The 24,344-nt window shown below is 73.3% G+C and carries 20 protein-coding genes; 9 read left to right on the top strand and 11 right to left on the bottom strand.

Annotated features, from left to right (window positions below; all coding sequences use genetic code 11):
* Positions 1–16: 16 nt before the first annotated feature.
* The gene (locus OG472_RS32430; protein WP_030721444.1) at positions 17–412 is read right to left on the bottom strand and encodes a cell division protein SepF; all 396 of its coding nucleotides are present in this window, start codon (positions 410–412) and stop codon (positions 17–19) included.
* Between the two features lie 157 nt (positions 413–569).
* Between OG472_RS32430 and OG472_RS32425 the strand changes: the two genes are divergently transcribed.
* Both OG472_RS32425 and OG472_RS32420 read left to right on the top strand, forming a co-directional pair.
* Positions 570–1,277: a DUF2470 domain-containing protein gene (locus OG472_RS32425; RefSeq protein ID WP_401613758.1), complete on the top strand. Its 708-nt coding sequence runs from the start codon at positions 570–572 to the stop codon at positions 1,275–1,277.
* Positions 1,278–1,325: 48 nt separating this feature from the next.
* A complete protein-coding gene (locus tag OG472_RS32420) occupies positions 1,326–2,246 on the top strand; it encodes an NADP-dependent oxidoreductase (RefSeq protein ID WP_401613756.1) in 921 nt (306 codons plus the stop codon).
* A gap of 50 nt (positions 2,247–2,296) precedes the next feature.
* Here the strand turns inward: OG472_RS32420 and OG472_RS32415 are convergent, their stop codons facing one another.
* The 8 genes from OG472_RS32415 to OG472_RS32380 all read right to left on the bottom strand — a co-directional run bounded on the left by OG472_RS32415 (position 2,297) and on the right by OG472_RS32380 (position 10,429).
* Positions 2,297–2,650: a 4Fe-4S binding protein gene (locus tag OG472_RS32415; RefSeq protein WP_383577148.1), complete on the bottom strand. Its 354-nt coding sequence runs from the start codon at positions 2,648–2,650 to the stop codon at positions 2,297–2,299.
* The gene (locus OG472_RS32410) at positions 2,647–4,236 is read right to left on the bottom strand and encodes an FAD-dependent oxidoreductase (RefSeq protein WP_405942324.1); all 1,590 of its coding nucleotides are present in this window, start codon (positions 4,234–4,236) and stop codon (positions 2,647–2,649) included. The genes OG472_RS32415 and OG472_RS32410 overlap by 4 nt, the downstream gene beginning before the upstream one ends.
* Positions 4,233–5,567, bottom strand: a complete 1,335-nt coding sequence (locus OG472_RS32405; protein WP_401613750.1) for an LLM class flavin-dependent oxidoreductase — start codon at positions 5,565–5,567, stop codon at positions 4,233–4,235. Before OG472_RS32405 ends, OG472_RS32410 begins: the two co-directional genes overlap by 4 nt.
* 85 nt (positions 5,568–5,652) lie before the next feature.
* Positions 5,653–6,921 carry an ABC transporter permease subunit gene (locus OG472_RS32400; protein WP_405832378.1) on the bottom strand — a complete coding sequence of 423 codons (1,269 nt, stop codon included), beginning with the start codon at positions 6,919–6,921 and terminating at the stop codon, positions 5,653–5,655.
* Positions 6,918–7,712 (bottom strand): ABC transporter ATP-binding protein, encoded by a 795-nt coding sequence (locus OG472_RS32395; protein WP_383577156.1) that lies wholly within the window; start codon positions 7,710–7,712, stop codon positions 6,918–6,920. The genes OG472_RS32400 and OG472_RS32395 overlap by 4 nt, the downstream gene beginning before the upstream one ends.
* 8 nt (positions 7,713–7,720) lie before the next feature.
* Positions 7,721–8,755, bottom strand: a complete 1,035-nt coding sequence (locus OG472_RS32390) for an ABC transporter substrate-binding protein (RefSeq protein ID WP_405832377.1) — start codon at positions 8,753–8,755, stop codon at positions 7,721–7,723.
* Between the two features lie 42 nt (positions 8,756–8,797).
* Entirely contained in the window at positions 8,798–9,361 is a 564-nt protein-coding gene (gene ssuE / locus OG472_RS32385) for an NADPH-dependent FMN reductase (protein WP_401613745.1), read from the bottom strand.
* A gap of 87 nt (positions 9,362–9,448) precedes the next feature.
* Positions 9,449–10,429, bottom strand: coding sequence for a TauD/TfdA dioxygenase family protein (locus tag OG472_RS32380; protein ID WP_405832375.1), 981 nt, complete (start codon positions 10,427–10,429; stop codon positions 9,449–9,451).
* A 2,020-nt stretch (positions 10,430–12,449) separates the two neighbouring features.
* Here OG472_RS32380 and OG472_RS32375 point away from each other — a divergent pair.
* The gene (locus OG472_RS32375) at positions 12,450–13,607 is read left to right on the top strand and encodes a MerR family transcriptional regulator (protein ID WP_405832374.1); all 1,158 of its coding nucleotides are present in this window, start codon (positions 12,450–12,452) and stop codon (positions 13,605–13,607) included.
* 29 nt (positions 13,608–13,636) lie between these two features.
* Here OG472_RS32375 and OG472_RS32370 read toward each other — a convergent pair whose 3' ends face one another.
* The gene (locus OG472_RS32370; protein WP_405832372.1) at positions 13,637–14,134 is read right to left on the bottom strand and encodes a hypothetical protein; all 498 of its coding nucleotides are present in this window, start codon (positions 14,132–14,134) and stop codon (positions 13,637–13,639) included.
* Positions 14,135–14,347: 213 nt separating this feature from the next.
* Between OG472_RS32370 and OG472_RS32365 the strand changes: the two genes are divergently transcribed.
* The 4 genes from OG472_RS32365 (at position 14,348) to meaB (ending at position 20,357) form a co-directional block, all read left to right on the top strand.
* Positions 14,348–14,959 (top strand): hypothetical protein, encoded by a 612-nt coding sequence (locus OG472_RS32365; RefSeq protein ID WP_405832371.1) that lies wholly within the window; start codon positions 14,348–14,350, stop codon positions 14,957–14,959.
* 355 nt (positions 14,960–15,314) lie between these two features.
* Entirely contained in the window at positions 15,315–17,180 is a 1,866-nt protein-coding gene (locus OG472_RS32360; RefSeq protein ID WP_405832369.1) for a methylmalonyl-CoA mutase family protein, read from the top strand.
* Positions 17,177–19,363, top strand: coding sequence for a methylmalonyl-CoA mutase (gene scpA, locus OG472_RS32355; RefSeq protein ID WP_401613733.1), 2,187 nt, complete (start codon positions 17,177–17,179; stop codon positions 19,361–19,363). The genes OG472_RS32360 and scpA overlap by 4 nt, the downstream gene beginning before the upstream one ends.
* Positions 19,364–19,373: 10 nt before the next feature.
* Positions 19,374–20,357: a methylmalonyl Co-A mutase-associated GTPase MeaB gene (meaB, locus tag OG472_RS32350; RefSeq protein ID WP_401613732.1), complete on the top strand. Its 984-nt coding sequence runs from the start codon at positions 19,374–19,376 to the stop codon at positions 20,355–20,357.
* A 203-nt stretch (positions 20,358–20,560) separates the two neighbouring features.
* Here meaB and OG472_RS32345 read toward each other — a convergent pair whose 3' ends face one another.
* Entirely contained in the window at positions 20,561–21,562 is a 1,002-nt protein-coding gene (locus OG472_RS32345; RefSeq protein ID WP_405942323.1) for an asparaginase, read from the bottom strand.
* 140 nt (positions 21,563–21,702) lie between these two features.
* Here OG472_RS32345 and OG472_RS32340 point away from each other — a divergent pair, with 140 nt between their 5' ends.
* Positions 21,703–22,161, top strand: coding sequence for an Lrp/AsnC family transcriptional regulator (locus tag OG472_RS32340; protein WP_383577176.1), 459 nt, complete (start codon positions 21,703–21,705; stop codon positions 22,159–22,161).
* Between the two features lie 5 nt (positions 22,162–22,166).
* Entirely contained in the window at positions 22,167–24,299 is a 2,133-nt protein-coding gene (locus OG472_RS32335; RefSeq protein WP_405942322.1) for a protein kinase domain-containing protein, read from the top strand.
* Positions 24,300–24,344 lie beyond the last annotated feature (45 nt).

Below are 24,344 nucleotides of genomic sequence, written 5' to 3'. Positions count from 1 at the left end.
CCTCGTGGGGACCTTCCTACGATCGGGGGACGGCGGCGGCCGCGATCCCCTCGACCTCGGTCCCCACGGGGGCCAGCAGGAAGACGTTCCGGTCCACCCGGTGCATGCCGCTGCCCAGCCCGAAGACCACGCCGCTGCTGAAGTCCAGGATGCGCTTGGCCACTTCGCTGTCCGCGCCGGTGAGGTCGAGCAGCACCGGGATCTGTGCGATCAGGTACTCCGCCACCTCCCGCGCGTCCGCGAAGATCTGGACTCTGATCACCACGAAGCGCCGCTGCTCCGCCACCGAAGCTCCGGGCGCCTTGGGAATCGTGCGGTGGTCCACCCGGGAGGGCCACTCGTTGCGACTGCGCAGGGGGACCACCTGCGCGAGCCCCTCCCACTGTTCGTCGGTGACGTCGTACCTGCTCACCGGGCCGCCTCGGCCGCGCGCTTCATGTGCATCCCCCCATCCTCTCGCGTTTCACCCGTTCAGCCCAACAACGACACGAACCACGCCGGGTACTCCCGGAGCGCCGAATGGGTTAGGTTAGGCATACCTAACCCACTCTGGCGATGGAGAGATCCGCATGCGCATGTCCGGTGCCCCTGCCACCCCGGCCGCCCGGCCCACCGACGCCGAGCGAATCCGGTCGATCCTGACCGCCGCCCACTCCATGACCCTGATCACCGACGAGCGGCGCACCGAGGTCCGCCACCTCGACGGCAGCGACCCGATGGGCCGGTTGCACCTGCACCCCGCCGAGCCCGGCGGCGACGCCGAGTACCGGCCCACGATCCGGCTGCAATTCACCGACGTCGCCCCCACCCCCGTACGCGACCGGGTGCGCGCCCGCGTCACCGTGCTGGGCCGCCTGCTCACCCCCTATTCGGACGAGGCCGCCGGCTCCACCTGCGTGGAATTCGGCCAGGCCGTCCTGGAGACCGGGCACGGCCTCGCGTACGTCGGCCTCGAAGAGCTGGAGGCCGCCCGCCCCGACCCGCTCGCCCCGTACGAGGCGGGCATGCTCACGCACCTCCTGGACGACCACCACGACCTCGTCACCCTGCTGCTCCGCCTGGTCCGGCCGCTGCCCACCGCCGCCGTCGTGCGCGCGCTGCCGGTCGCCATGGACCGGTACGGCATCACCCTGCGGCTGGAGGAGCGGCGCGGCCACCGGGACGTGAGGCTGCCCTTCCCCTCCCCCCTCGACGACGTCGAGCAGTCCGGCACGCAGATCCAGGCGCTCTTCGCCGCGGCCCGCCGGAGCTCGCACCGCAACACCCTGCCCGCGTGAGGGAATCGTGGGGGAATAGCGCCCCGCGGGGCCCTGTTGGCAGTGATCATGAAGGCCATCACGTACAGCGCATACGGAACTGCCGGTAACCTCACGCTCGTTGACGTACCGCAGCCGAAGGTGGGACCGGGCGAGGTCCTCGTCCGCGTCAAGGCCGCCGGGGTCAATCCGGTGGACTGGAAGCTCGCCGCCGGATACCTCGACCCGATCCTCGAAGTCCGCTACCCCGTCATACCCGGCTGGGACGTCGCCGGAATCGTCGAGGCCGTCGGCCCGGACACCTTCGACTACGCCGTGGGCGACGAGGTGTACGGCTACGTCCGCAAGGAGTGGGTGGAGCTCGGCACCTACGCCGAACTGGTCAGCGCCCCGGTCCGCACCCTCGCCCGCAAGCCCCGCGAGCTGAGCTTCGAGCAGGCCGCGGGCATCCCGCTGGCCGGCCTCACCGCCTACCAGTCGCTCACCCGCGTGGGCGCGAAAGCCGGCGAGACCGTCGTCATCCACTCCGCGGCGGGCGGCACCGGTTCCTTCGGCGTGCAGATCGCCGTCGCGCTCGGCCTGCGCGTGATCGGCACGGCCGGCGCGCACAACCACGACTACCTGCGCGCGCTCGGCGCCGAACCGGTGCTGTACGGGGAGGGCCTGGCGGACCGGATCCGCGAGCTGGCGCCCGAAGGGGTCGACGCGGCCCTGGACTTCTACGGGGACGACGTGGTGGAGACCCTGCAGTCCCTGGTCAAGGAGCGCGACCGGGTCGCCTCCATCGCCGACTACCAGGCGGCCGCCAAGGGCGCCCACCAGCTGTGGGTGCGCCCCGACACGGCCGACCTGACGTTCCTCGCGGAACTGGCCGACGCGGGCAGCCTCACCGTCAACGTGGAGCATGCGCTGCCGCTCGCCGAGGCGGCCAGGGCCTGGGAGCTGAGCGCAGCGGGCCGTACGCGCGGCAAGATCGTCCTGACGGTCTGACTGTCTGACGCGGCGAACGGCGGGGGCGGTCCGGCCGGACCGCCCCCGCCTCAGGACGTGATCGGACGCAGGTCCGGCCCCAGCGGCGGGCCGACCGCCCTGAGCGACCCGGGCGTCCGGCCTTCGCCCCAGCCGATCTCGCGCCGGTAGCTGCCGAGCAGGCCGCGCTCCGCCAGCCCCGTCTCGTCCCGTACGGCGGGGTCGTCCGCCGCCGGGCGGGTCAGCGGGGAGACGAACAGCGCGTCCACCGGGCAGTTCGCCTCGCACAGGAAGCAGGTCTGGCAGTCCTCCTGCCGCGCGAGCACCGGGATCCCCCCGGGGCCCCGCTCGAACACGTCCGTCGGGCACACCTCGATGCACTTGTCGCAGGTGATGCACCGATCACGCGAGACCAGTTCGATCACGCCGCCGCCCCCGTACCCGTCAGGGCCGCGGGCCGGGTCCACACCCGGTCCAGGCCGCCCACCAGGATCCGGTGGTGCAGCTTCGGGTCCTGCTGCGGATGGTCCAGGCGCTTGGCCATCCCCCGGGTCTCCGGCCGGGCGAGGGCGGCCGCGTACATCCACCGCGCGTGCGCCGTCATCGCGGCCGCCTGCCGGGCCCTGACCAGCTCCGCGCCCTCGCCGTACAGCGTGGCCCGCAGCTGCGACCAGGCCGTGTCGAGGGTCCGCAGCGAGGCGGCGAGGACGTCACCGCTGCGCAGGTAGTTCTTGTCGTACGGGAGGACCTCCGCCTGTACGAGTTCCACGGCGGCCCGGTGCCCGCCCGGCTCGGCCCGGGTCCCCGTCGGGCGCAGTCCGGCTCCGCCGGCGCCGGTGACGGGGCGGCGGGCGGCCCGTCCCGGTCCGAGGGAGAGGGCGTGCCGGGCGGCGCCCCGGCCGGCCCAGCTGCCGGAGGAGACCGCCCAGGCGGCGTTGTGGCTGCCGCCCCCGGTGAAGCCGCCGCAGATCTCCTCGCGGGTGGCCGCGTCCCCGGCGGCGTAGAGGCCCGGGACGCCGGTGGCGCAGTCGTCGCCGGTGATCCGGATGCCGCCGGTGCCGCGGACCGTGCCCTCGGCGAGCAGGGTCACGGCGAAGCGGTCGGTGAAGGGGTCGATGCCGAGCCGGTCGAAGGTGAGGAAGAAGTTGGGCTGCGCGAGGCGCATCGCGGCCCGGGCCTTCTCGTCGGCGCGGTCGAGGCGCGCGTACACCCGGGCGCCCGTGAGGAGTTCGCGGGCGATCGCCGAGCGGCCGCCCTGGCTGGCCGCGCCCTCCAGCACGCTGCCGTCCTCCTGGTAGAAGGTGGCGAAGGAGTAGAAGGCGGTCTTGGTGACCGAGGTGCCCTCGGGGGCGATCCCGTAGGCGTTGGAGAACTCCATGCCGGAGAGCTCGGCCCCGGCCTCGGCGGCGAAGAGCGCGCCGTCCCCGGTGTTGGTGTTGGTGCCGAGCGCCCCGCTGAGGAAGGCGCAGCCGCCGGTGGCGAGGACCACGGCGCCGGCCCGGACCCGGTAGTGCTCCCGGGCCTGGCGGCGGTAGCCGGCGGCGCCCGCGACGGCGCCGTCCGCGTCGGTGAGCAGTTCGGTGACCGGGCTGTGGTCGAGGACGCGGACCCCTGCGCGGCGGATCAGGATGCGCATCCGCCGCATGTACTCGGGGCCTTGGAGGCCGCCCCGCAGCGGCCGTCCGTCCGGTCCGGTGGGAAACGGGTAGCGGCCCTCGGTGGCCAGCTCGTTCATCCGGTCGTACGTCTCGTCGAGGACCCGGGCCATCCAGCGCCGGTCGGCCAGGTAGCCGCCGAGGCCCTCGCGGGAGGCCATGGCCGCCTCGCGGGCGGCGGGCTCGGGCGGGACGTACCAGACGCCGGTGCCGCCGGCGGCCGTGGCGCCGCTCGTACCGCAGTAGCCCTTGTCGGCGAGGACGACCCGGGCCCCGGCCCGGGCCGCCTTGAGGGCGGCCCAGGCGGCGGCCGGTCCGCCTCCGACGACGAGGACGTCGGTGACGTGGTCGGTCATGCGTCCTCCCGGGTGTGGCGGTTGGCCGGGCGGGCGAGGCCGTAGTTCTCCCGGAGGGTGCGGCCGGTGTACTCGGTGCGGAACAGGCCGCGCCGCTGCAGGATCGGCACGACGTGGTCGACGAAGGCCGTCAAGCCCGTGGGCAGGACGGGGGCCATGATGTTGAAGCCGTCGGCGGCGCCCTGCGTGAACCACTCCTCCAGCTGGTCGGCGATCTGCTCGGGGGTGCCCGCGAAGGTTCGGTGGCCGCGGCCGGCGCCGAGGCGGGCGATCAGCTCGCGCAGGGTGAGGCCGTCGCGGCGGGCCAGCTCGGCGACGAGGGTGAAGCGGCTCTTGTTGCCGTTGATGTCCCGCTCTTCGGGCAGGTCGGGCAGCGGGCCGTCGAGGGGCAGCCCGGTCAGGTCGACGTTCAGCATGCCGGAGAGCTGGGCGAGGCCGTACTCCGGCACCTGGAGGTCGGTGAGCTGCTGCTCCAGCGCCTTCGCCTCGGCCTCGGTGGATCCGATGACGGGGGCGATGCCGGGCAGGACGAGCAGGTCGCCCTCGGTGCGTCCGTACTTGGCGAGGCGGGACTTGAGGTCCTTGTAGAAGGTCTGGCCGTCGGCGAGGGTCTGCTGGGCGGTGAACACGGCCTCGGCGTACTGGGCGGCGAACTCCTTGCCGTCCTCGGAGGAGCCTGCCTGCACGAGGAGCGGGTACCCCTGCGGGGAGCGCGGGACGTTGAGCGGTCCGGCGACCCCGAAGTGCTCGCCGCGGTGGGCGGCGGGGTGGAGCTTGTCGGTGTCGGCGTAGATGCCGCGCTCCTTGTCGAGGACGATCGCGTCGTCCTCCCAGCTGTCCCAGAGCTTGGTGGCGACGTCGAGGAACTCGTGGGCGCGCTCGTAGCGGCGGGCGTGCTCCAGGTGCTCGTCGCGGTTGAAGTTGCGGGCCTCGTCGACGCTGCCGGAGGTGACGATGTTCCAGCCGGCGCGGCCGCCGCTGATGTGGTCGAGGGAGGCGAACTTGCGGGCCAGGTTGTAGGGCTCGTTGAAGGTGGTGGAAACGGTCGCGATCAGCCCGATGTGCTCGGTGACGGCGGCGATCGCGGAGAGAAGGGTGAGCGGCTCGAAACCGCCGAGGGCGTTGTAGCGGGCCTTGCCCCACAGGGCGACGCCATCGGCGAAGAAGATGGAGTCGAGCAGTCCGCGCTCGGCGGTGCGGGCCAGTTCCTGGAAGTAGCGCAGGTCGGTGACCCGTTCGGGGGTGCTGTCGGGGTGGCGCCAGGCGGCGTCGTGGTGCCCGGCGTTCATGAGGAAGGCGTTGAGGTGGAGGGTCCGGGGGGCGGTGGTCATGACTGTTCCTCGTGTGTCGGGTGGCGCGAAGCGGAGTGGGGCCGTCAGGCGGCGGGGGGCCGGCGGTGGGAGTCAGGCGGGGGCGTCAGGCGGGGACGCGCCAGGTGCTGAGGCGGCGTTCGACCGTGACCAGCAGCTGGTTGAAGGCCACGCCGATGGCGGAGATGGTGACGATGCCCGCGTACATCTGCGGGATCGCGAAGTTGAACTGCGAGGCGTTGATCAGATAGCCGAGGCCGGCCTTGGCGCCGATCATCTCGGCGGCCACCAGGACGAGGATGGAGACGGCGCCGGCCAGCCGGATTCCGGTGAAGATGGCCGGTACGGAGGCCGGCAGGATCACCTTCTGGAACAGGCGCGGCGTGGAGAGGTCCATCGACCGGGCGAGCCGGATCAGGGTGGGGTCGGCGTTCCGGACGGCGCTGATCGTGTTGAGCAGGACGGGCCAGAGGCAGGCGTAGACGACGATCGACACCTTCGACGTCTCGCCGATGCCGAGGAGCAGCACGAAGACCGGGAGCAGCGCGAGGGCCGCGGTGTTGCGGAAGACCTCCAGCAGCGGCCCGAGGAAGTCGGCGAGGGGCCGGTACCAGCCGATGAGCAGGCCGAGCGGGACCGCGACGGCGACGGCGATGCCGAAGCCGCCGAAGGAGCGGATCAGGCTGGCCTGGGTGTGGTCGGCGAGCTGGCCGTCGCCGGCCAGCTCCCACCAGGCGACGGCCACCTCGCTGATGGGAGGCAGGAAGGTGGCGTCGACCAGGCCGGCGCGCGGGGCGATCTCCCAGAGGGCGACCAGGGCGAGGATCGCGGCGGTCCGGACGGCGACGGCCTTCAGGACGCGTACGACGGCGAGTGCGGCGGTCCTCGTCCGGACGGGGGCCGGGGTCTTGAGGGCAGGGGCCCCGCCCGGGACGGATTCGGCAAGGGCCGGGGCTCCGTCCTGGGCCGATCCGGCTGGGGCCGGGGCGGAATCCTCGGCCCGGGACGTGAGGGCGGGCGCCCCGTCCGGGGCGCCGGTCCCGGCCGGGACGGGAGCCGTACCCGCGACGGGGGCGGACTGGGCAGGGGCGGACGGCGAGTGCAGGGCCCGGGACTTGAGGGCGGAGACTCCCTCCGGGGCGGCCCCGGCAGCGGCGGGGACAGTCCCCTCGGCCGGCACGGATTCGGCCGTGGTCGGGGCTCCGTCCGGTGCGGACCCGGCCGGGGCGGACCCGGCGCCGGCCAGGGCGCCGGTCCCGGCGGCGGCGGGAGCGGTACCCGCGTCCTGGGCGGGCTCGGCCGGAGCCTGGGCGGGCTCGGCCGGGGCGGTGTGGCCCGGGGCCGCCAGGGTGGTGGTGTCGGTTCCGGTGGTCATACGGATGCCGCCTCCTTCTCCAGTTGCTGGGCGCGGGCCACCTCGTCGTGGAGGAGGTTCCAGATCTCGTGCCGGTAGCGGGCGAACTCCGGGCTGGACCGCAGGGCCTCCCCCAGCAGTCCGTCGCGGTCGCCGAAGGAGACCGGGACGACCTCCTTGACCCGGCCGGGCCGGGAGGTCATGACGGCCACCCGCTGCCCGAGGTAGACGGCCTCCTCGATGCCGTGGGTGATGAAGACGACGGTCTTGCCGGTGCTCTGCCAGATGCGGCGCAGCTCGTCCTGGAGGGACTCGCGCGTCTGCGCGTCGAGCGCGGCGAACGGCTCGTCCATCAGCAGCACGTCCGGGTCGTACGCCAGTGCGCGGGCGATGGCGACGCGCTGGCGCATGCCTCCGGAGAGCTGGTGCGGGTGCCGGTCCTCGAAGCCGGTCAGTCCGACCAGGTCCAGGAACTCCTTCGCCCGGGCGGCGCGTTGGCGGCGCGGCACACCGGTGGCCTCCAGGCCGAACTCGACGTTGCCCTGGGCGGTCCGCCACGGCAGCAGCGCGTACTGCTGGAAGACGATGCCCCGGTCCAGGCCGGGCCCGGTGACCGGCTTGCCGTCGAGCAGGATCCGGCCGCCCGTCGGGCGCGACAGCCCGCCGAGGAGGTCGAGGAGCGTGGACTTGCCGCAGCCGCTGGGGCCGACGACCACGAGGAACTCCCCGCTGCGGATCTCCAGGTCGATGCCGTCGAGGGCGGTGAAGTCGCCGAAAGTCTTGCGCACTCCCTCGAACACGATCTTCGTCATGGTGGCCGTCACCCCTTTCCGTAGGCGTTGAACTCGTTGGTGTAGAGGTCGGACGGCTTGAACTGCCCCTTCTTGATCTCGCCGCGCTCACCGAGCCAGTCGAGCCAGAGCTGGAACTCCTTGTCGGGGATCCGGCCGCCCGTCTCGGCGATCCCGTACGAGCGCCAGAACTGCAGGGCGGCGGTGTCCTCGTTGCGGCCGCGCTTCTTGACGATCTCGGTCATCCGGGCGACGGCCTCCTCCCGCGGAGTGGTGCGGGACCACTCGATGGCCTTGGCCACGCCCGTCACGAAGGTCCGTACGGTGTCCGGGTTCTGCTTGATGAAGCGCTCGGTCATGATGTAGGTGCCCGCGCTGAACGGGCCGAGCAGTTCCACATCGGTGAACAGCGGGCGGATGCCGCCGGAGGCGACGGCCTTGTCGCGCAGGATGCCGGTGAGCACCCCGACCTCGATCTGCTTCGCGCGCAGCGCCTGTTCGGTGTTGACGGGCGGTATCACCAGGGCCTCGACCTTGTCCGCGTCCGCCTTGGAGAGGCTGTTGCGGCTGAGGTAGGTGTCGAGCAGCGCCTGGTAGTGCGCGCCCAGGGTGTTCATGCCGACCTTCTTGCCGATCAGGTCCCGGGCGGAGCGGATCGGGCTGTCCTCCAGGACGAAGTAGCCGGCGTAGGAGTACTGGTCCGAACCGTAGGAGGAGATGACCGCCTTGATCGGAGCCTTGCCTGCGGCGAGCTTGATGACCGCGCCGTTGAAGGCGCTGCCGAAGTGGGTCTGGCCGGTGGCGGCGGACTGGATGTCCTGCGGGCCGCTGATGGTGTTGCCGACCCATTCGAGCTTGACGTCCTCGAAGTAGCCGAGGTCGGCGGCGAGTTCGGGGAGGGTGACGGCACCGACCGACCCCTGGTACTTCAGGGTCTTGACCTGGGCGCCGGAACCGCCGCCGTTGGCGGTGGCCGTGCCGCAGCTCACCGCGGCCGCCGAAATGCCGAGCAGGGTGAGGAACTGGCGCCGGGAGGTGCGGGTCGAGGTGAAGGCTGCGGGCATGACGGGGTCCTTGTCGGTGCGGGGGTTGCTGGTGGCGTCGTGTTACGGAGCGGTGGTGAGCGCGGCGGCAGCGGCGGGCGCGGTGCGCAGGGCCTCGGCGAACTCGTCGACCGCCTGGAAGAGGTCGAGCTCGGCCTCGGGCCGCAGCCGGTCGGGGCCGGATCCTCGTTCGACGGAGGAGTCCAGGACGAACCGGCCGGCGGTGACGTGCCGGGCGCCGAGGGCGGCGAGCACGGGGCGCAGGGCGTAGTCGATGGTCAGGACGTGGGCGAGGCTGCCGCCGGTGGCCAGCGGCAGAATCGTTTTGCCGGCGAGGCCGTCCTGCGGGAGCAGGTCGAGGAAGGCCTTGAGCAGACCGGTGTACGAGGCCTTGTAGACCGGGGTCGCGATGACCAGGCCGTCGGCCTCGGCGACGGCCTCCAGCGCCCGGCGGATCTCGGGCTCGCCGCGGCGGGCGGCGAGCAGGTCGGCGGCGGGGAGTTCGCGCACGGCCAGGTGCGCGGTCCCGAAGCCGGAGTGGGACAGGCGGCGCAGCACGTGGTCGGCGACGACGGCGGTGCGGGAGTGGGCGGAGGGGCTGCCGGTGATGGCGAGCAGGTGGGGCACGGGGGCTCCTTGGGCGACGTACGGGGAGCGGGCGGGGAGCGGGCGGGGAGCGGGCGGGGCGGGGCCGGGCGGGTGGTGTGGGGTCGGTCAGGCGGAGACGGAGCTGGAGGCGGAGGTGGAGGTGGAGGTGGAGGTGGAGGTGGAGGCGCCTGACGGGATGCCGAAGGCGGGGTCCGGGACGGCCTCCGGGCTGATCAGGCGGGAGGGCTCGCCGTCGGGACCGACCGGGACGTCGCCGTCGACGGTGACGCGGCGCAGGGTGCGCTCGTGGTCGTCGGAGTCGTCCACGCCGTAGTGCTGGGTGGCGCGGTTGTCCCAGATCGCGACGTCGCCCGCCTGCCACTGCCAGCGGACGGTGTTCTCGGGGCTCTCGATGTGCGACTGGAAGAGGTCCTGGAGGACGCGGGAGTCACGGCCGGTGAGGCCGTTGATCCGCTGGACGAAGTTGCCGAGCAGCAGCGTGCGTTCGCCCGTCTCGGGGTGGACGCGGACCACCGGGTGCTCGGTGAGGAACTTGGTGGAGGTGAACACCTCGCGGTACTGGGCCAGGGCCTCGGGGAGGGCATCGGGCTTGAGGGCGGCGTAGTCGTACTCGTTGGAGTGGACGGCGCGCAGGCTGTCGGCGAGGGCGCGGAGCGGCTCGGGGAGGTGGGAGTAGGCGGTGGCCGTGTTGGCCCAGAGGGTGTTGCCGCCGTACGGGGGGATGGTGACGGCGCGGAGGATGGAGAAGGCGGGGTAGGCGGGGACGAAGGTGACGTCGGTGTGCCACTGGTTGGCGCGGGCGCCGTGGTGGGAGTCGATGCCGAGGGCGTAACGGCCGTCCGCGGAGGGGACGGTGGGGTGCGCGACCGGCGCGCCGAGCAACTGCGCGAAGGCCTCGTGGCCGGCCTCGTCGAGGTGGTCCTGACCGCGGAAGAAGACGACCTTGTGCGCGAGGAGGGCGGCGCGGATCTCGGCGACGGCGGCTTCGGGCAGATCGCCGCCGAGGCGTACGCCGCCGATCTCGGCGCCGATGCGGCCGCCGATCTTGGTGACGGTGACGGTCGGGGTGGGAAGGGTGGTGGCCATGGGAGCTCCCTGCTGAGGTCTGGCTGCGGGCGGGTTCGTATCCGCAGCGGAGGAAACGGAGTTGCGCGAAGCGGTGGGTGCGGTGCGGGTGGTACGGCTACGGGTGCCGGCCCCGAGGACGCGGAGGCCCCTCGGGTGCCGGGCGCACCGGGCGGTGGCTGCTCCGCCCGGCAGGGCCACGCCCGGGCAGGGCCACGCCCGGGCAGAGCCCCTGCCCCGAGCCCTCCCGTCGGGCACCGATCCGGCCGCACGCCCCCGCCCGGCCCCTCCCGGGCCGGCATCCCTGCCGGGGCGCCGACCGTGAGGCCCTTTGGGGGGCGCCGACCGGCGGGACACCCTCATGGGGCACCGTCCCGCGGGACGCCCTGGCTGGGCACCATTCGGTGGGACACGCAGGTGGGGCACCCTCCCGCGAGACGCCCTGGCTGAGCGCCATCCGTGGGACACCTGGGCAGGGCACCCCCCAGTGGGACCCAGGCGGGGCACCGTCCCCCGGGACGCCCTGGCTGGGCGCCGTCCGATGGGACACGCAGGCGGGGCACCGTCCCGCGGAACGCCCTGGCTGAGCGCCACCGGTGGGACACGCAAGTGGGGCACCATCCGGTGGGACACCAGGTGGGGCACCGTCCCTGCGGGGCGCCCTGGTTGGGCGCCGTCCAATGGGACATGCAGGTGGGGCACCCTCCCTTGGGACGCCTGGCTGAGCGCCATCCGTGGGACACGCAGGTGGGCGCTGGCCCGTGGGACGCCCTGGCTGGGCACCGTCCAATGGGACACGCAGGCGGGGCACCGTCCCGCGCGACGCCCTGGCTGAGCACCATCCGTGGGACACGTAGGCGGAGTGCCTTCCCGCGGAACGCCCTGGCTGGGCGCCGTCCGTGGGACACGCAGGCGGGCGTCGGCCGGTGGGACGCCATGGTGGGGCGTTGGGCCGGCCGAACACCCCCGGTAGGGGGAGCTGTTGGGGATCCGTCCCGGACGGGTGTGCAGAGTGGGATGTCGCCCGGTGAGGCGTCGTGCTGGCAGGCGGCCGCGGGCGGGCAGCCCCGGTGCGAGGCCGTCCCGGTGGGGCATCCTCGGTGGGGACCCGCGCCGGTGGGTGGCCGCCGTCCCGGGTGGGCATCGTCGGTAGGGGCGCCGGCCCGGTACGACGCCTTCGGCGAGCGTCTCCCGGAAGGGCATCCCCGGTTGGTTAGGCCATCCCGGCTCAGCACCCCGGCAGGGGTTCCCCGCGAGGCACCTCCGGTAGGGCTCCGGCCCGGCACAGCACCCCTAGTGAGCAGTCCCGGAAGGCACCCCTGGTGAGGGTGAGGGGTCCCGGAAACGCATCCCGTCCTGGCATCGACCCGGCACAGCGCATCGGTGACGAGCCGTCCCGGGGGCCGTCCCCGGGAGGTCGTCGCCGGCCGGCACCGTGCCGGTCAGGCGTCACCCGCGGAGGGGCGACCCGGGGGCACCGTTCCGGAAGGGCGGCGCCGGACGGCGCCGGGCCGGTGGGGCGTCGGCTCCGGCCTGGCGGCCCCGGTCAGGGGTGCCGAGCCGGATGGACGGTCCCCGTGAGGCGGGGCGTCCTGGCCGGGCCTCGCGGTGAAGGGCGGCGCGTCGTCTTGGCCAGGCGGGGCCAGGCGGGCCCGGGCGGGGCGGGGGTCAGGCCGTGGGGGCCGGACAGCGGCCCGGACACTCGCCCGGCTCGGTACAGAGGCCGGGGGTGTGGAGCCGCGTGGCGAGAAGTTCGGTCGCGGACATGGCTCGGAGACTGTCAGCGCCCCGGCCGCCGGTCAACCCCCGCCCGAGGCTCCCGGGGGTGGCCGGAACGAGCCCCCCACCAGACCTCGTACACCGGCTTTGATCTGGGCTTTCCTTCCGCTCCGTCCAACATCCACAGCGCCGTCGACGGCCGAAAACCCATGGCTGGATTTCACGACCCCGCAACGCCGCCGCCACGCACGCCGCCCCCATGGCGGCGGCGGTTGACCCTCGACCTGGTGGAGGGCTCAGAGTTCTGGGTGTGGAGAGCGAGATGCGCAGCATTGGCGAGATGGCCCGGGACAGCGGACTGAGTGTGAGCACCCTGCGGTTCTACGACGGTGCGGGCGTGCTGGTCCCGGCCTGGGTGGATCCGGTGAGCGGCTACCGGTGGTACGGCGCCGAGCAGCTCGAAGAGTCCCGGTTGCTGGGCCGGCTGCGGCGGGCGGGCATGCCGTTGGCGGACATCCGGCTGGTGCTGGCCGGCTGGTCCAGTGCGGACACCGACCTGGTGCGCAAGCTGCTCGAGGCACATCTGCGACGGCTCGAACGGGGGCTGTCCGATGCCCGCAGCGAGTTCTCCACCGTCCGAGCGCTACTCGAATGCAGGGAGAAGCCGATGACCGTGCTCCGCACCACCGCCACCACCACCACCACCACCGCCACCGCCACCGCCACCGCCACCGCCACCGCCACAATCGACGCAACCGCCACCGTCCGGCTGACCGTTTCCGCCCCCGACCTGGCCGCCGCGCTGGACGCCGTCCGCTTCGCCGCCGGCACCGATCCGGACCTCCCGGTGCTCGGCGGTGTCCTGTTCGACATCGAGGGCGACGCGCTCCGCGTCGTGGCCACCGACCGCTACCGGATGGCCGTCGCACGGGCCGGTGCCAGCGGCCACGGCGGGCCCCGCGTGCAGGTCGTCGTACCGTCCCCGCTCGCCGACGCGATGCGGGCGCTGCTGAGCGACGGCGCCCCGGTCTCGCTCGCCGTGGACGGCGGCCGCGTGACCCTGGAGGCGGGGGACCGTCAGACGGCCGGCCAGTGCGTCGATCACGACTTCCCCGACTACCGCCGCCTCGTCCGCCTCCCGGCAGGGCGCCGCGCCCTCGTCGATGTCGCGGCCTTCCGCGAGGCGTTGGAGTCGGGGCCCGTCCGCGCGGGCGAGGCGCGCGAGCAGGAGGGCGTCTCCTGCGACCTCAGCGTGCTCAAGGTGACGGCCGACGGTGCGGTGACCGTCTGCGAGGACGGCGACGACGACCGGCACCGCGTCGCGGTCAACCGCGAGTTCCTCCTGCACGCCCTCGCCGCCGCCGGCGCCCGCGACCGGCTGGTCCTGGAGTTCGGCGCCCCCACGGCGCCCCTGGCGATCCGCCGGACCGACACCGAGGACACCTTCTCGCTGCTGATGCCCGTCCGTCTGGAGGACTGACGACCGGCGGGACTCGCTCAGGGACGCGCTCAGGCCCCTGCCCAGCTGCGGAGGAGGGACTCCCGTACGGGTGGCCCGGGCGTGCCCTCCGGGGCGTGCTCGCGGCCCCAGGCCGCCAGGGTCCGGGGGTCCGCGGCCCCCGCGACGAAACGGGCGAGCAGGTCCTGGGAGAGGGCCGTCTCCTCGGCGCCGTAGCCGGCGACCGCCGCGTAGGCCGTCACCTGTTCCGGCCCGTTCTCCGTCTCCAGCCGCAGGGTCATCTCGGGCGGCCCCTCGCCGAGGAAGGCGCCGAGCGCGGCCGAGACCACCGATCCGAGGAGTTTCGACGCGCGTCCCGACGGGCTCTCGGTGGGCACGTCCTCGACGACCGCGGAACGCAGTTCCTCCCACGTCCACGTCCGGGAGCCGTCGGGGTCCACCGCTTCCAGCCCGTCGCCGGTCAGCCGTACGCAGCCGCCGGCGGCGCTCGGCGGCGAGCCGACGTACACCGCGTCCGGCGTGACCCAGAACAGTCCGACCATCGCCACAACCGACTCCCACCACTCGCACGCCTCGCACCACCAGTCCCGCCCACCACCCGTACCGTCCGGGCGGAACGGACCACCGCAGACACGCGGGGGCCGGGCCCGTCCGGATGCATCCGCGCCCGCCGGGACGGACGCTGGGAGGGTGGGCCGGGAATCCGCACGTGATCGTCATCGTCGCCCCCGGAGCCGCCCCCGTCATGGGAAGTGATCCGCATGGCCGACCGTTCTCGGACGCAGCGCCAGCGCCTTCTGATGCTCTCCGCCGCGGCGGCCCTGGTTGCCGGGGGCGTGCTGCCCTCCGCCCCCGCGTTCTCCGACCCGGCGGCGGCGTACGCCGGCGCCGTGACCGCGACGCCCGCCGAGGAGTGGGTGAAGACCACCGATCCCCCCAGTGGCATCACGGCCGAGCTTCCCGGAAAGGCGCAGGTCAGGAAGGTCTCCATCCCCACCGCCGGCGGTGGGACCGTCGAGGGCCGCTCGTACGGGTTGGAGGTGCCCGAGGGGGCCATCGGCTTCACCGTCCACGACATACCGGGCGATCAGCTGTCCCTCGACGAGGCCATCCGGGGCCTGATCGCCAAGTACAAGCAATTCGGCGGCGCGCCCCTCGTCAGCACCGACGTCAGGAAGAAGACGGTTGACGGCCGCCGGGTCATCGACGCGCGCCTCTCCACCGTGGAACACGACCAGCGTCTGGTCGGATGGGTGCGCGTGATCGCCGACGACGACCACCTCGTGCAGGCCCTGACCCTGGGTCCCGAGTCGGGCGAGAAGACCCTGAAGAAGATGCACGAGCGATTCGTCGACAGCATCCACATCCCCTGACCCGGGTGCGGGGCCGGTCCCGGGACCGGCCCCGGGGCGGCCCGGGCGAGGCCCCGGGACCGGCGCTTCTGTCGGAAGTCTTCAATCCGGCGGTCACGGCCGTGATCGCGCCGGCGGACGTCCCGCACGGGAGAAGTCCGCAGGTGGCCGGGGCCACCGGGGACGGACCTCTCGCCCGTCCGTGGAGACCCCCGACGGATCGTGGTAACGCGCGCGGGTCCGTACCTACTCCCCAGTACCTCGGCAACGGTGCTGCTCAGCCCGGTAGTCAAGATCCTTTCGCCATCTCGCGAGAGGGCGAGATCACACCGCACGGTATGGTGCGCCCCAACCGCCCGCCCCTAGCATTCGAGCCATGACGGTCCTGCCTGACGACGGGCTCTCCCTGGCCGCCGAGTTCCCTGACGCGACGCATGAGCAGTGGCAGCGCCTTGTAGAAGGCGTACTGCGCAAGTCGGGCAAGGAAGCCTCCGGCGAGGCCGCAGAAGATGCGTTGTCCACCCCACTCGAAGACGGGCTCACCACCCGCCCGCTCTACACCGCGCCGCCCGACGGGGCGGCTCCCGACACCGGTCTCCCCGGATTCGCCCCCTTCATACGCGGAGGCAGGCCGGAGGGCACCACCGCGAACGGCTGGGACGTGCGCCAGCGCCTCGCGGGCACCGACCCGGTACGCGTGAACGAGGCGGCCCTCGCCGACCTGGAGAACGGGGTCACCTCCCTCTGGTTCACCGTGGGCCACGGCGGCCTCCCGGTCGACGGCCTCGCGCGGGCGCTGGAGGGGGTCTATCTGGACCTCGCCCCGGTCTCCCTGGATGCGGGAGCCCAATACGCCGAAGCCGCCCGCGAGTTGCTGCGCCTGTTCACCGAGAGCGCGGTGTCCCCCGAGGCCGCCCGGGCCTCGCTGGGCGCCGACCCGCTGGGCCACGAGGCCCGGACCGGCGAGGCGCTGGACCCGGCCGCCGCCGTCGAGCTGGCCCGGGAGGCCGCCGCCGGCTGGCCCGGCGTGCGCGCCCTGACCGTGGACGCCCTGCCCTACCACGAGGCCGGCGGCAGCGCCGCCGAGGAGCTGGGCCTGTCCCTGGCCACCGGTGTCGCCTACCTCCGCACCCTCACCGACGCCGGGCTGAGCACCGAAGCGGCCCTCGGCCAGCTGGAGTTCCGCTACGCCGCCACCGCGGACCAGTTCCTCACCATCGCCAAGCTGCGCGCCGCGCGCCGGCTGTGGTCCCGTATCGCCGAGGCCTCGGGGGCCCCGGAGGCGGGCGCCCAGCTGCAGCACGCGGTGACCTCGCCGGTGATGATGACCCGCCGCGACCCCTGGGTGAACATGCTGCGCACCACCGTGGCCTGCATGGCCGCGGGCGTGGGCGGCGCGGACTCGGTGACCGTGCTCCCCTTCGACCACGAGCTGGGTCTGCCGGACGCCTTCGCGCGCCGGATCGCCCGCAACACCTCCACCATCCTGCTGGAGGAGTCGCACCTGGCCCGGGTGATCGACCCGGCCGGCGGCTCGTACTACGTGGAGCGGCTCACCGACGAACTGGCGCACGCCGCCTGGGAGTTCTTCCGGACCGTGGAGAAGGCCGGCGGCCTGGCCGCCGCCCTGCGCTCCGGCCTGGTCGCCGAGCGGCTCGCCGCCACCTGGGCCGCACGCTCCAAGAAGCTGGCCAAGCGCCGCGAACCGATCACCGGCGTCAGCGAGTTCCCGCTGCTGTCGGAGAAGCCGGTCGTACGCGAGCCCGCGCCCGCCGGACCCATCGGCGGACTGCCCCGCGTCCGGCGCGACGAGGCCTACGAGGCCCTGCGCGCCCGCAGTGACGCGCACCTGACGGCGACCGGCGCCCGGCCGAGGATCTTCCTCGCCGCGCTCGGCCCGGCCGCCGCGCACACCGCGCGCGCCACCTTCGCCTCGAACCTGTTCCAGGCCGGCGGCATCGAGCCCGTGCACGATCCGGTGTCGGTGGACCCGGCGACGGCCGCCGAGGCGTACGCCGCGAGCGGCGCCGACGGCATGGCCGTGCTCTGCTCCAGCGACGCGCTGTACGAGGAGCAGGCCGCGGCGGTGTCCGAGGCGCTGCGCGCGGCGGGCGCCACGACCGTCTTCCTCGCCGGCAAGCCGGGCACCGCAGAGGCTTCCGTGGACGAGTACGTCTTCGCCGGCTGTGACGCCGTCGCCGTGCTGTCCTCCGTACTCGACCGGATGGGAGTGCCGTCTTGAGCATCCCCGATTTCTCCGAGCTGGCGCTCGACCCCACCGCCGTCGCCGCAGTGTCCGAGGAGCAGTGGCGCTCCGCGGTGAAGGAGTCCACCGGCACCGCGGCCGCCGACCTGCTGTGGGAGACGCCCGAGGGCATCGGCGTCAAGCCGCTCTACACCGGGCGGGACCTGGAGGGCCTGGACTTCCTGCAGACGTACCCGGGCGTGGCCCCCTACCTGCGCGGCCCGTACCCGACGATGTACGTGAACCAGCCCTGGACGATCCGGCAGTACGCCGGCTTCTCCACGGCCGAGGAGTCGAACGCCTTCTACCGGCGCAATCTGGCGTCCGGCCAGAAGGGCCTGTCGGTGGCCTTCGACCTGCCGACGCACCGCGGCTACGACAGCGACCACCCGCGCGTGACGGGCGACGTCGGCATGGCGGGCGTGGCGATCGACTCGATCTACGACATGCGGCAGCTGTTCGACGGGATCCCGCTGGACAAGATGTCGGTGTCGATGACGATGAACGGCGCGGTGCTGCCGGTCCTCGCGCTGTACATCGTGGCGGCGGAGGAGCAGGGCGTCTCCCCCGACAAGCTCGCCGGGACCATCCAGAACGACATCCTCAAGGAGTTCATGGTCCGCAACACCTACATCTACCCGCCCAAGCCCTCGATGCGGATCATCTCCGACATCTTCTCCTTCACCTCGCAGAAGATGCCGCGGTACAACTCGATCTCCATCTCGGGCTACCACATCCAGGAGGCCGGGGCCACGGCCGACCTGGAGCTGGCGTACACCCTCGCCGACGGCGTGGAGTACCTGCGGGCGGGTCAGGCGGTCGGGCTGGACGTGGACGCGTTCGCGCCGCGCCTGTCGTTCTTCTGGGCGATCGGCATGAACTTCTTCATGGAGGTCGCGAAGCTGCGCGCGGCCCGCCTGCTGTGGGCGCGCCTGGTCAAGCAGTTCGACCCGAAGAACGCCAAGTCGCTGTCGCTGCGCACGCATTCGCAGACCTCGGGCTGGTCGCTGACGGCGCAGGACGTCTTCAACAACGTGACGCGCACCTGCATCGAGGCGATGGCGGCGACCCAGGGCCACACCCAGTCGCTGCACACCAACGCCCTCGACGAGGCGCTCGCGCTGCCGACGGACTTCTCGGCGCGCATCGCCCGCAACACCCAGCTGCTGCTGCAGCAGGAGTCGGGGACCTGCCGGTCGATCGACCCGTGGGGCGGCAGCGCGTACGTGGAGAAGCTGACGTACGACCTGGCGCGCCGCGCGTGGCAGCACATCGAGGAGGTCGAGGCGGCCGGCGGCATGGCGCAGGCCATCGACGCGGGCATCCCGAAGCTGCGCGTGGAGGAGGCCGCGGCGCGCACGCAGGCGCGCATCGACTCCGGCCGGCAGCCGGTGATCGGCGTGAACAAGTACCGCGTGGAGAACGACGAGGCGATCGACGTCCTGAAGGTCGACAACTCCTCGGTGCGCTCCCAGCAGATCGCCAAACTGCGGCGGCTGCGCGAGGAGCGCGACGAGGCGGTCACGCAGGACACCCTGCGGGCGCTGACCAACGCGGCCGAGCGCGGGGACGGGAACCTGCTGGCCCTCGCGGTGGACGCGGCGCGGGCCAAGGCCACCGTCGGTGAGATCTCGGACGCACTGGAGAAGGTGTACGGGCGGCACGCGAGCCAGATCCGTACGATCTCGGGTGTGTACCGCACCGAGGCAGGCGAGTCCCCGTCCCTGGAGCGCACCCGTGCGCTCATCGACCGGTTCGAGGAGGCGGAGGGCCGCCGTCCGCGCATCCTGGTCTGCAAGATGGGCCAGGACGGGCACGACCGCGGCCAGAAGGTGATCGCGTCCGCCTTCGCCGACCTGGGCTTCGACGTGGACGTCGGCCCGCTGTTCCAGACCCCGGCGGAGGTGGCCCGCCAGGCCGTCGAGGCGGACGTCCACGTGGTGGGCGTCTCGTCGCTGGCGGCCGGCCACCTGACCCTCGTACCGGCGCTGCGCGAGCAGCTGGCGGAGGAGGGCCGCGAGGACATCATGATCGTCGTGGGCGGGGTGATCCCGCCGGCCGATGTCCCGACGCTGCTGGAGATGGGCGCGACGGCGGTGTTCCCGCCCGGCACGGTGATCCCGGACGCGGCCCACGACCTGGTGACGCGGCTGGCCGCGGACCTGGGCCACGAGCTGTAGGCGGCCGCCGGTGCCGAAGATCGACATCGAGGCCTACGCGAAGGGGGTGCTCGACGGGAAGCGCGCGCTCATCGCGCGCGCGATCACCCTCGTCGAGTCCACCCTGCCGGCTCACCGGGTGCTGGCGCAGGGGCTGTTGACGGAGCTGCTGCCGCACGCGGGCCGGGCCCGCCGGATCGGCATCAGCGGTGTGCCGGGGGTGGGCAAGTCCACCTTCATCGACGCGTTCGGCACCATGCTGACGGGTCTGGGCCACCGGGTCGCGGTCCTCGCGGTGGACCCGTCGTCCACGCGCACGGGCGGCTCCATCCTGGGTGACAAGACCCGGATGGAGCGGCTGTCCGTGGACCCGGCGGCCTTCGTCCGCCCGTCCCCCTCGGCGGGCACGCTGGGCGGCGTCGCCAAGGCCACCCGCGAGTCGATGATCGTGATGGAGGCGGCGGGCTACGACGTGGTCCTCGTCGAGACGGTCGGCGTGGGCCAGTCGGAGACCACGGTGGCGGGGATGGTCGACTCCTTCCTGCTGCTCTCCCTGGCCCGTACGGGCGACCAGCTGCAGGGCATCAAGAAGGGCGTCCTGGAACTGGCCGACGTCCTGGCCGTGAACAAGGCGGACGGCCCGCACGAGCGCGACGCGAAGGCGGCGGCGCGGGAACTGTCGGGCGCGCTGCGGCTGATGCACCCCGTGGACGCCGCCTGGACGCCGCCGGTCCTGACGTGCAGTGCGCGGGAGTCGGCCGGCCTGGACGAGGTGTGGAACCGCCTCGAACAGCACCGGACCCTGCTGGACGCGGGGGGCAGGCTGGCGGCGAAGCGGGCGGCGCAGCAGGTGGAGTGGACCTGGTCGATGGTCCGCGAGGAGCTGCTGGAGCGGTTGCGCGCGGATCCGGCCGTACGGGACGTCTCCCCGGGCCTGGAGGCCGCGGTCCGGGCGGGCACGGTCACGGCCACGTCGGCGGCGGACCAGATCCTGGCGGCGTTCGGCCGCGGCTGACGTGGCGGCTGCGGCACCGTTGCGGGGGCTCCGCCCCCGAGCCCCCTCGCCTCAAACGCCGGCGGGGCTGATTTGGCAGGCGTCAGACTGCAAGTGCCGGAGGGGCTGGATTGCGCGGAGCGCAATTTCAGCCCCTCCGGCGTTTGAGGAGCGGGGGTCCGGGGGCTGGCCCCCGGGACGCCGGGCCGCGGGCGGGCGCGGGGTCAGACCTCGGCCAGGACCGGGCTGGTCGCGTTCAGGGCGAGGCGGAGGATGCGGGTCTGTTCCACCGGGTTCTCGGTGGCGAGGAGGGCCGAGAGGACCGCGATGCGGGCCTGGCCGGCGCGCAGGGTGCCCGTCGGGACGGCCCCGGCGGCGACCAGGTCCACCGCGCCGCCGTGTGTGTAGATCTCGGTGACCGGCCCGGCCATGACCCGCGTGCTCAGCGCGACCAGCACGCCCCGCCCGACGGCGGCCTTGACCGCGTCCACGATCTCCGGGGTGGCATTGCCCGCGCCGGTGCCGACGAGGACGATGCCGCGCGCGCCCGCCTCGACGGCGGCGTTCAGCAGGAGCGGGTCGCCGTCGGCGTGGTGCATCACCACGTCCACGCGCGGCGGGAGTTCCGGCATCGCCGGCAGCGGGAGCGGCGCGGGGCGCTGCGGGGTGCGCAGGATGGTGACCTTGCCGAAGCCGATCTTCCCGAACAGTTCCTTCGAGGGGTCCGCGAACGCGTCCAGCGCGACGGCCTGCGTCTTGACGGTGCCGCGCGCGGCGTGCACCCGCCCGGCGAAGGCGATCAGCACGCCCAGCCCGCGCGTGTTCGCGGCGGTGAGCAGCGCGTCGTAGAGGTTCTCCGGTCCGTCGCCGTCGGCGGTGCCCATGGGCCGCTGCGAACCGGTGAAGACCACGGAGCGCGGGTCGTGGTGGTGGAGGTCGACGAGGAACGCCGACTCCTCCAGGGTGTCGGTGCCGTGGGTGACGACGATGCCGTCCACGCCGGGGTCGGCGAGCACCTCGTGCACGGTGCGCAGCAGGGTGAGCTGGTGGGCGGTGGTGAGCCGGGGGCTGTTCACGCTGAACAGGTCCACGACCTCGGCGGTGATGCCCTCGGGCAGCGGCGCGGTCGCGATGACCTCGCTCCCGTCGGCGTCCGCGGCGAAGCCGGAGCCCTGCCAGCGGCTGGCTATCGTTCCGCCGGTGCTGATGACGACGATCCGTCCCATTGGCCGTGGCCGCCCTTCTCGTTACTCACTCATGGTCACTCGCACATATGTGCTCAAAGCAGCAATGATAGAGCGATCTACGCGCAATGTGATTGCGTCTTCCGCCCTGCCTGTTACACAGCGTGGGTGATAATTGCGCCATGGACGCCATTGACCGGGAAATCTTGCGTGAGCTGCAGGCCGACGGCCGCCTCAGCAACCAGGAGCTCGCCCAGCGCGTGGGTCTGACCCCCTCCCCGTGCATGCGCCGGGTGCGCCAGCTGGAACAGGACGGGGTGATCCAGGGCTACCGCGCCGTGATCTCCCCCGAGGCGGTCGGCCGCGGCTTCGAGGTGCTCGTCTCGATCGAGGTGCGCCGCGACCGCGAGGCCGTCGAGGCCTTCGAGGCGGCCCTCCAGGACATCCCCGACGTCATAGAGGCCTACCGCCTCTTCGGCAGCCCCGGCTGCCTGCTGCGCATCGCCGTCGCGGACCTGCGCGCGTACGAGCGCCTGTGGATCGAGAAGCTGACGGCCCTCTCCGGCATCACCGAGGTCAATTCGCAGATCATCATGAAGCGCATCAAGGAACCGACCGGCCTGCCCGTCGACTTCCGCTGACACCCGTGAACGACAGGAAGCAGCACGTCATGAAACCCCTCGGTGCCGGTGACCCGATCCGGCTCGGCCCGTACCGCGTCCTCGGAGTCCTCGGCGAAGGCGGCATGGGCAAGGTGTACTTCGGCCGGGACGACAGCGGCCGGACCGCGGCCGTCAAAGTGCTGCTGCCGGAGCTCGCGCACGACCCCCACCTCGCCCAGCGGTTCCTGCGCGAGGCCCACACCGCCCGGGCGGTCACCAGCGGCGGCGTCGCCCGGGTCCTGGACGCGCAGACCGAGGACACCGGCAACCGGCCCTGGATCGCGACCGAGTTCCTGTCCGGGCCCACCCTCGACGACGCCGTCCGCCAGTACGGGCCCCTCGGCTCCGACGGCGTCCGCGCGCTCGCCGCCTCGCTCGCCGCGACCCTGCGGGACATCCACGCGGTGGGGCTGGTGCACCGCGACCTGAAACCGGCGAACATCGTGCTCACCTCCGCGGGGCCGCGGATCATCGACTTCGGCATCGCGCGCCCCGAGCACGGGCTGACGCTCACCACCACCGGCCAGGTGCCGGTCACCCCCGGGTACGGCGCTCCGGAGCAGGTGCTCGGTCAGCGCGTCGGACCGGCGGCCGACGTCTTCTCGCTGGGCGCGGTGCTGGCGTACGCGGCCACCGGACGGCGGGCCTACGACGGTACGCACGTGGCCGCCGTGCAGTACGAGGTGGTGCACGGGCAGCCCGAACTCGACTCCGTGCCGCCGGAGTTGCGTGTACTGATCGCGCCCTGCCTCGCCAAGGACCCCGCGCACCGCCCGACCCCCGACCAGATGGCGGGCGCGTTCGCCCCGCCGCCGGGCGCCGACCGGGTCTGGCGCACGGGGCCGCTGGCCAAGGACATCGAGCGCCGGGGATCCGAGGCCGTCCGGCAGGCCACAGTCATCGCCGGCGATTCCGGGACCGGGCCCTCGCGCAGGCGGCTGCTGCGCACCGGGCTGGTGGCCGGGGGCGTGCTGGCCGCCTCGGGCGGGACCGCCGGTGCCTGGTGGCTGCTGCGGGAGGAGCCGCGGGTGATACCGCCGGCCGGGCAGGAGAGCTACGCGGAGGCGTTGTCCCTGCTCTACGGGGACCACGGGACGGCGCCGCGCGAGCTGTGGGGTCCGCTGCCCGTGGCGGCTCAGGCGGTGGACGGGGTGGTCACCACCCCGCTGCCCGTGCTCGACGTCGTCGTCTTCGCTGCGAAGGGCGGCGGCTTGGCGGCGCGGCTGACGACCGACGGCAAGGAGAAGTGGCGGCTGCCCGGGGTCCGGCCCGCCGCCGGGCTGGTCGCGCTGCCCGGGCACCTGTTCGTGACCGCGGGTGACGACGGGGAGCTGCGCTGCTTCGAGGGCTCCACGAGCCGGCAGGTGTGGTCGGTGCAGGGCGCCGACACCGGCCGCATCCTGGCCGCGGACGCGTCGGCGGTGTATCTGGTGACGCGCGGCGGGAAGTTGCGCGCCGTGGACACGGCCGGCCGCAAGGTCCGCTGGACCGTGCCGCTGGCGGAGACCGCCGTACGGGCTCCCGGGCCGCGGGCCGCGACCGGCAAGGGCATGCTGGTGTTCTTCGGTGCCGACGGTGACGTCCTCGCGTTCGACACGGCTACGGGTCGCACGGTCTGGCGGCTCTCCGGGCAGGCGAAGTCCGCCGTGCAGCCGCTCGTCGTGGACGACGTCGTCTTCCTCGGCGGGCGTTCCCTCCAGGCCCTGAACGTCGGCACGGGCGTCGAGGTGTGGGACAACAAGTGGAACAAGAACACGAGCTCCGAGGAACCGCAGCAGGGGGCCGGGGGCTGGGGTCCGGCGGCCCTCCAGGACAGATACGTGCTCGCCATGGACGGTACGTCGCTGTCCCAGGTGCCCAGGGACAGCGGCTTGGCGTTTCCGACGCGCCGGAGCGTGCCGGGGCCGATCCCCCACACGCCCCCGGTCGTGGAGGGCCGTACGGTCTGGTTCGTCGAGGCGGACGGACGGGGCGTCTCGGCCCACTCGACCATCGACCGCGGCCGCTTCTGGACCTGGTCCCCCGAATCACGCGGGCCCTGGGGCCTGTCCAGCGCCGGCTACCGCGTCTTCCTCGTCAACGACGGAAAGCTCACGGCCATGCCCACCATCGGCTGAGGCACGCCCCCGGCCCGTCCCCGCACCCACGCGGTACCCGCCCGG

This window comes from Streptomyces sp. NBC_00207, from assembly GCF_045160965.1.
Classification (GTDB): domain Bacteria; phylum Actinomycetota; class Actinomycetes; order Streptomycetales; family Streptomycetaceae; genus Streptomyces.
The sequence above is the reverse complement of the archived record's forward strand: the minus strand, read 5'-3'. Positions and strand labels throughout refer to the sequence as shown.

Bases quoted from the DNA above. Each gene is read 5' to 3' on its own strand.
- OG472_RS32425 (WP_401613758.1), top strand. From the start codon at position 570: ATGCGCATGTCCGGTGCCCCTGCCACCCCGGCCGCCCGGCCCACCGAC.
- OG472_RS32420 (WP_401613756.1), top strand. From the start codon at position 1,326: ATGAAGGCCATCACGTACAGCGCATACGGAACTGCCGGTAACCTCACG.
- OG472_RS32410 (WP_405942324.1), bottom strand. From the start codon at position 4,236: ATGACCGACCACGTCACCGACGTCCTCGTCGTCGGAGGCGGACCGGCC.
- OG472_RS32405 (WP_401613750.1), bottom strand. From the start codon at position 5,567: ATGACCACCGCCCCCCGGACCCTCCACCTCAACGCCTTCCTCATGAAC.
- OG472_RS32400 (WP_405832378.1), bottom strand. From the start codon at position 6,921: ATGACCACCGGAACCGACACCACCACCCTGGCGGCCCCGGGCCACACC.
- OG472_RS32395 (WP_383577156.1), bottom strand. From the start codon at position 7,712: ATGACGAAGATCGTGTTCGAGGGAGTGCGCAAGACTTTCGGCGACTTC.
- OG472_RS32390 (WP_405832377.1), bottom strand. From the start codon at position 8,755: ATGCCCGCAGCCTTCACCTCGACCCGCACCTCCCGGCGCCAGTTCCTC.
- OG472_RS32380 (WP_405832375.1), bottom strand. From the start codon at position 10,429: ATGGCCACCACCCTTCCCACCCCGACCGTCACCGTCACCAAGATCGGC.
- OG472_RS32375 (WP_405832374.1), top strand. From the start codon at position 12,450: ATGCGCAGCATTGGCGAGATGGCCCGGGACAGCGGACTGAGTGTGAGC.
- OG472_RS32365 (WP_405832371.1), top strand. From the start codon at position 14,348: ATGGCCGACCGTTCTCGGACGCAGCGCCAGCGCCTTCTGATGCTCTCC.
- OG472_RS32360 (WP_405832369.1), top strand. From the start codon at position 15,315: ATGACGGTCCTGCCTGACGACGGGCTCTCCCTGGCCGCCGAGTTCCCT.
- OG472_RS32345 (WP_405942323.1), bottom strand. From the start codon at position 21,562: ATGGGACGGATCGTCGTCATCAGCACCGGCGGAACGATAGCCAGCCGC.
- OG472_RS32340 (WP_383577176.1), top strand. From the start codon at position 21,703: ATGGACGCCATTGACCGGGAAATCTTGCGTGAGCTGCAGGCCGACGGC.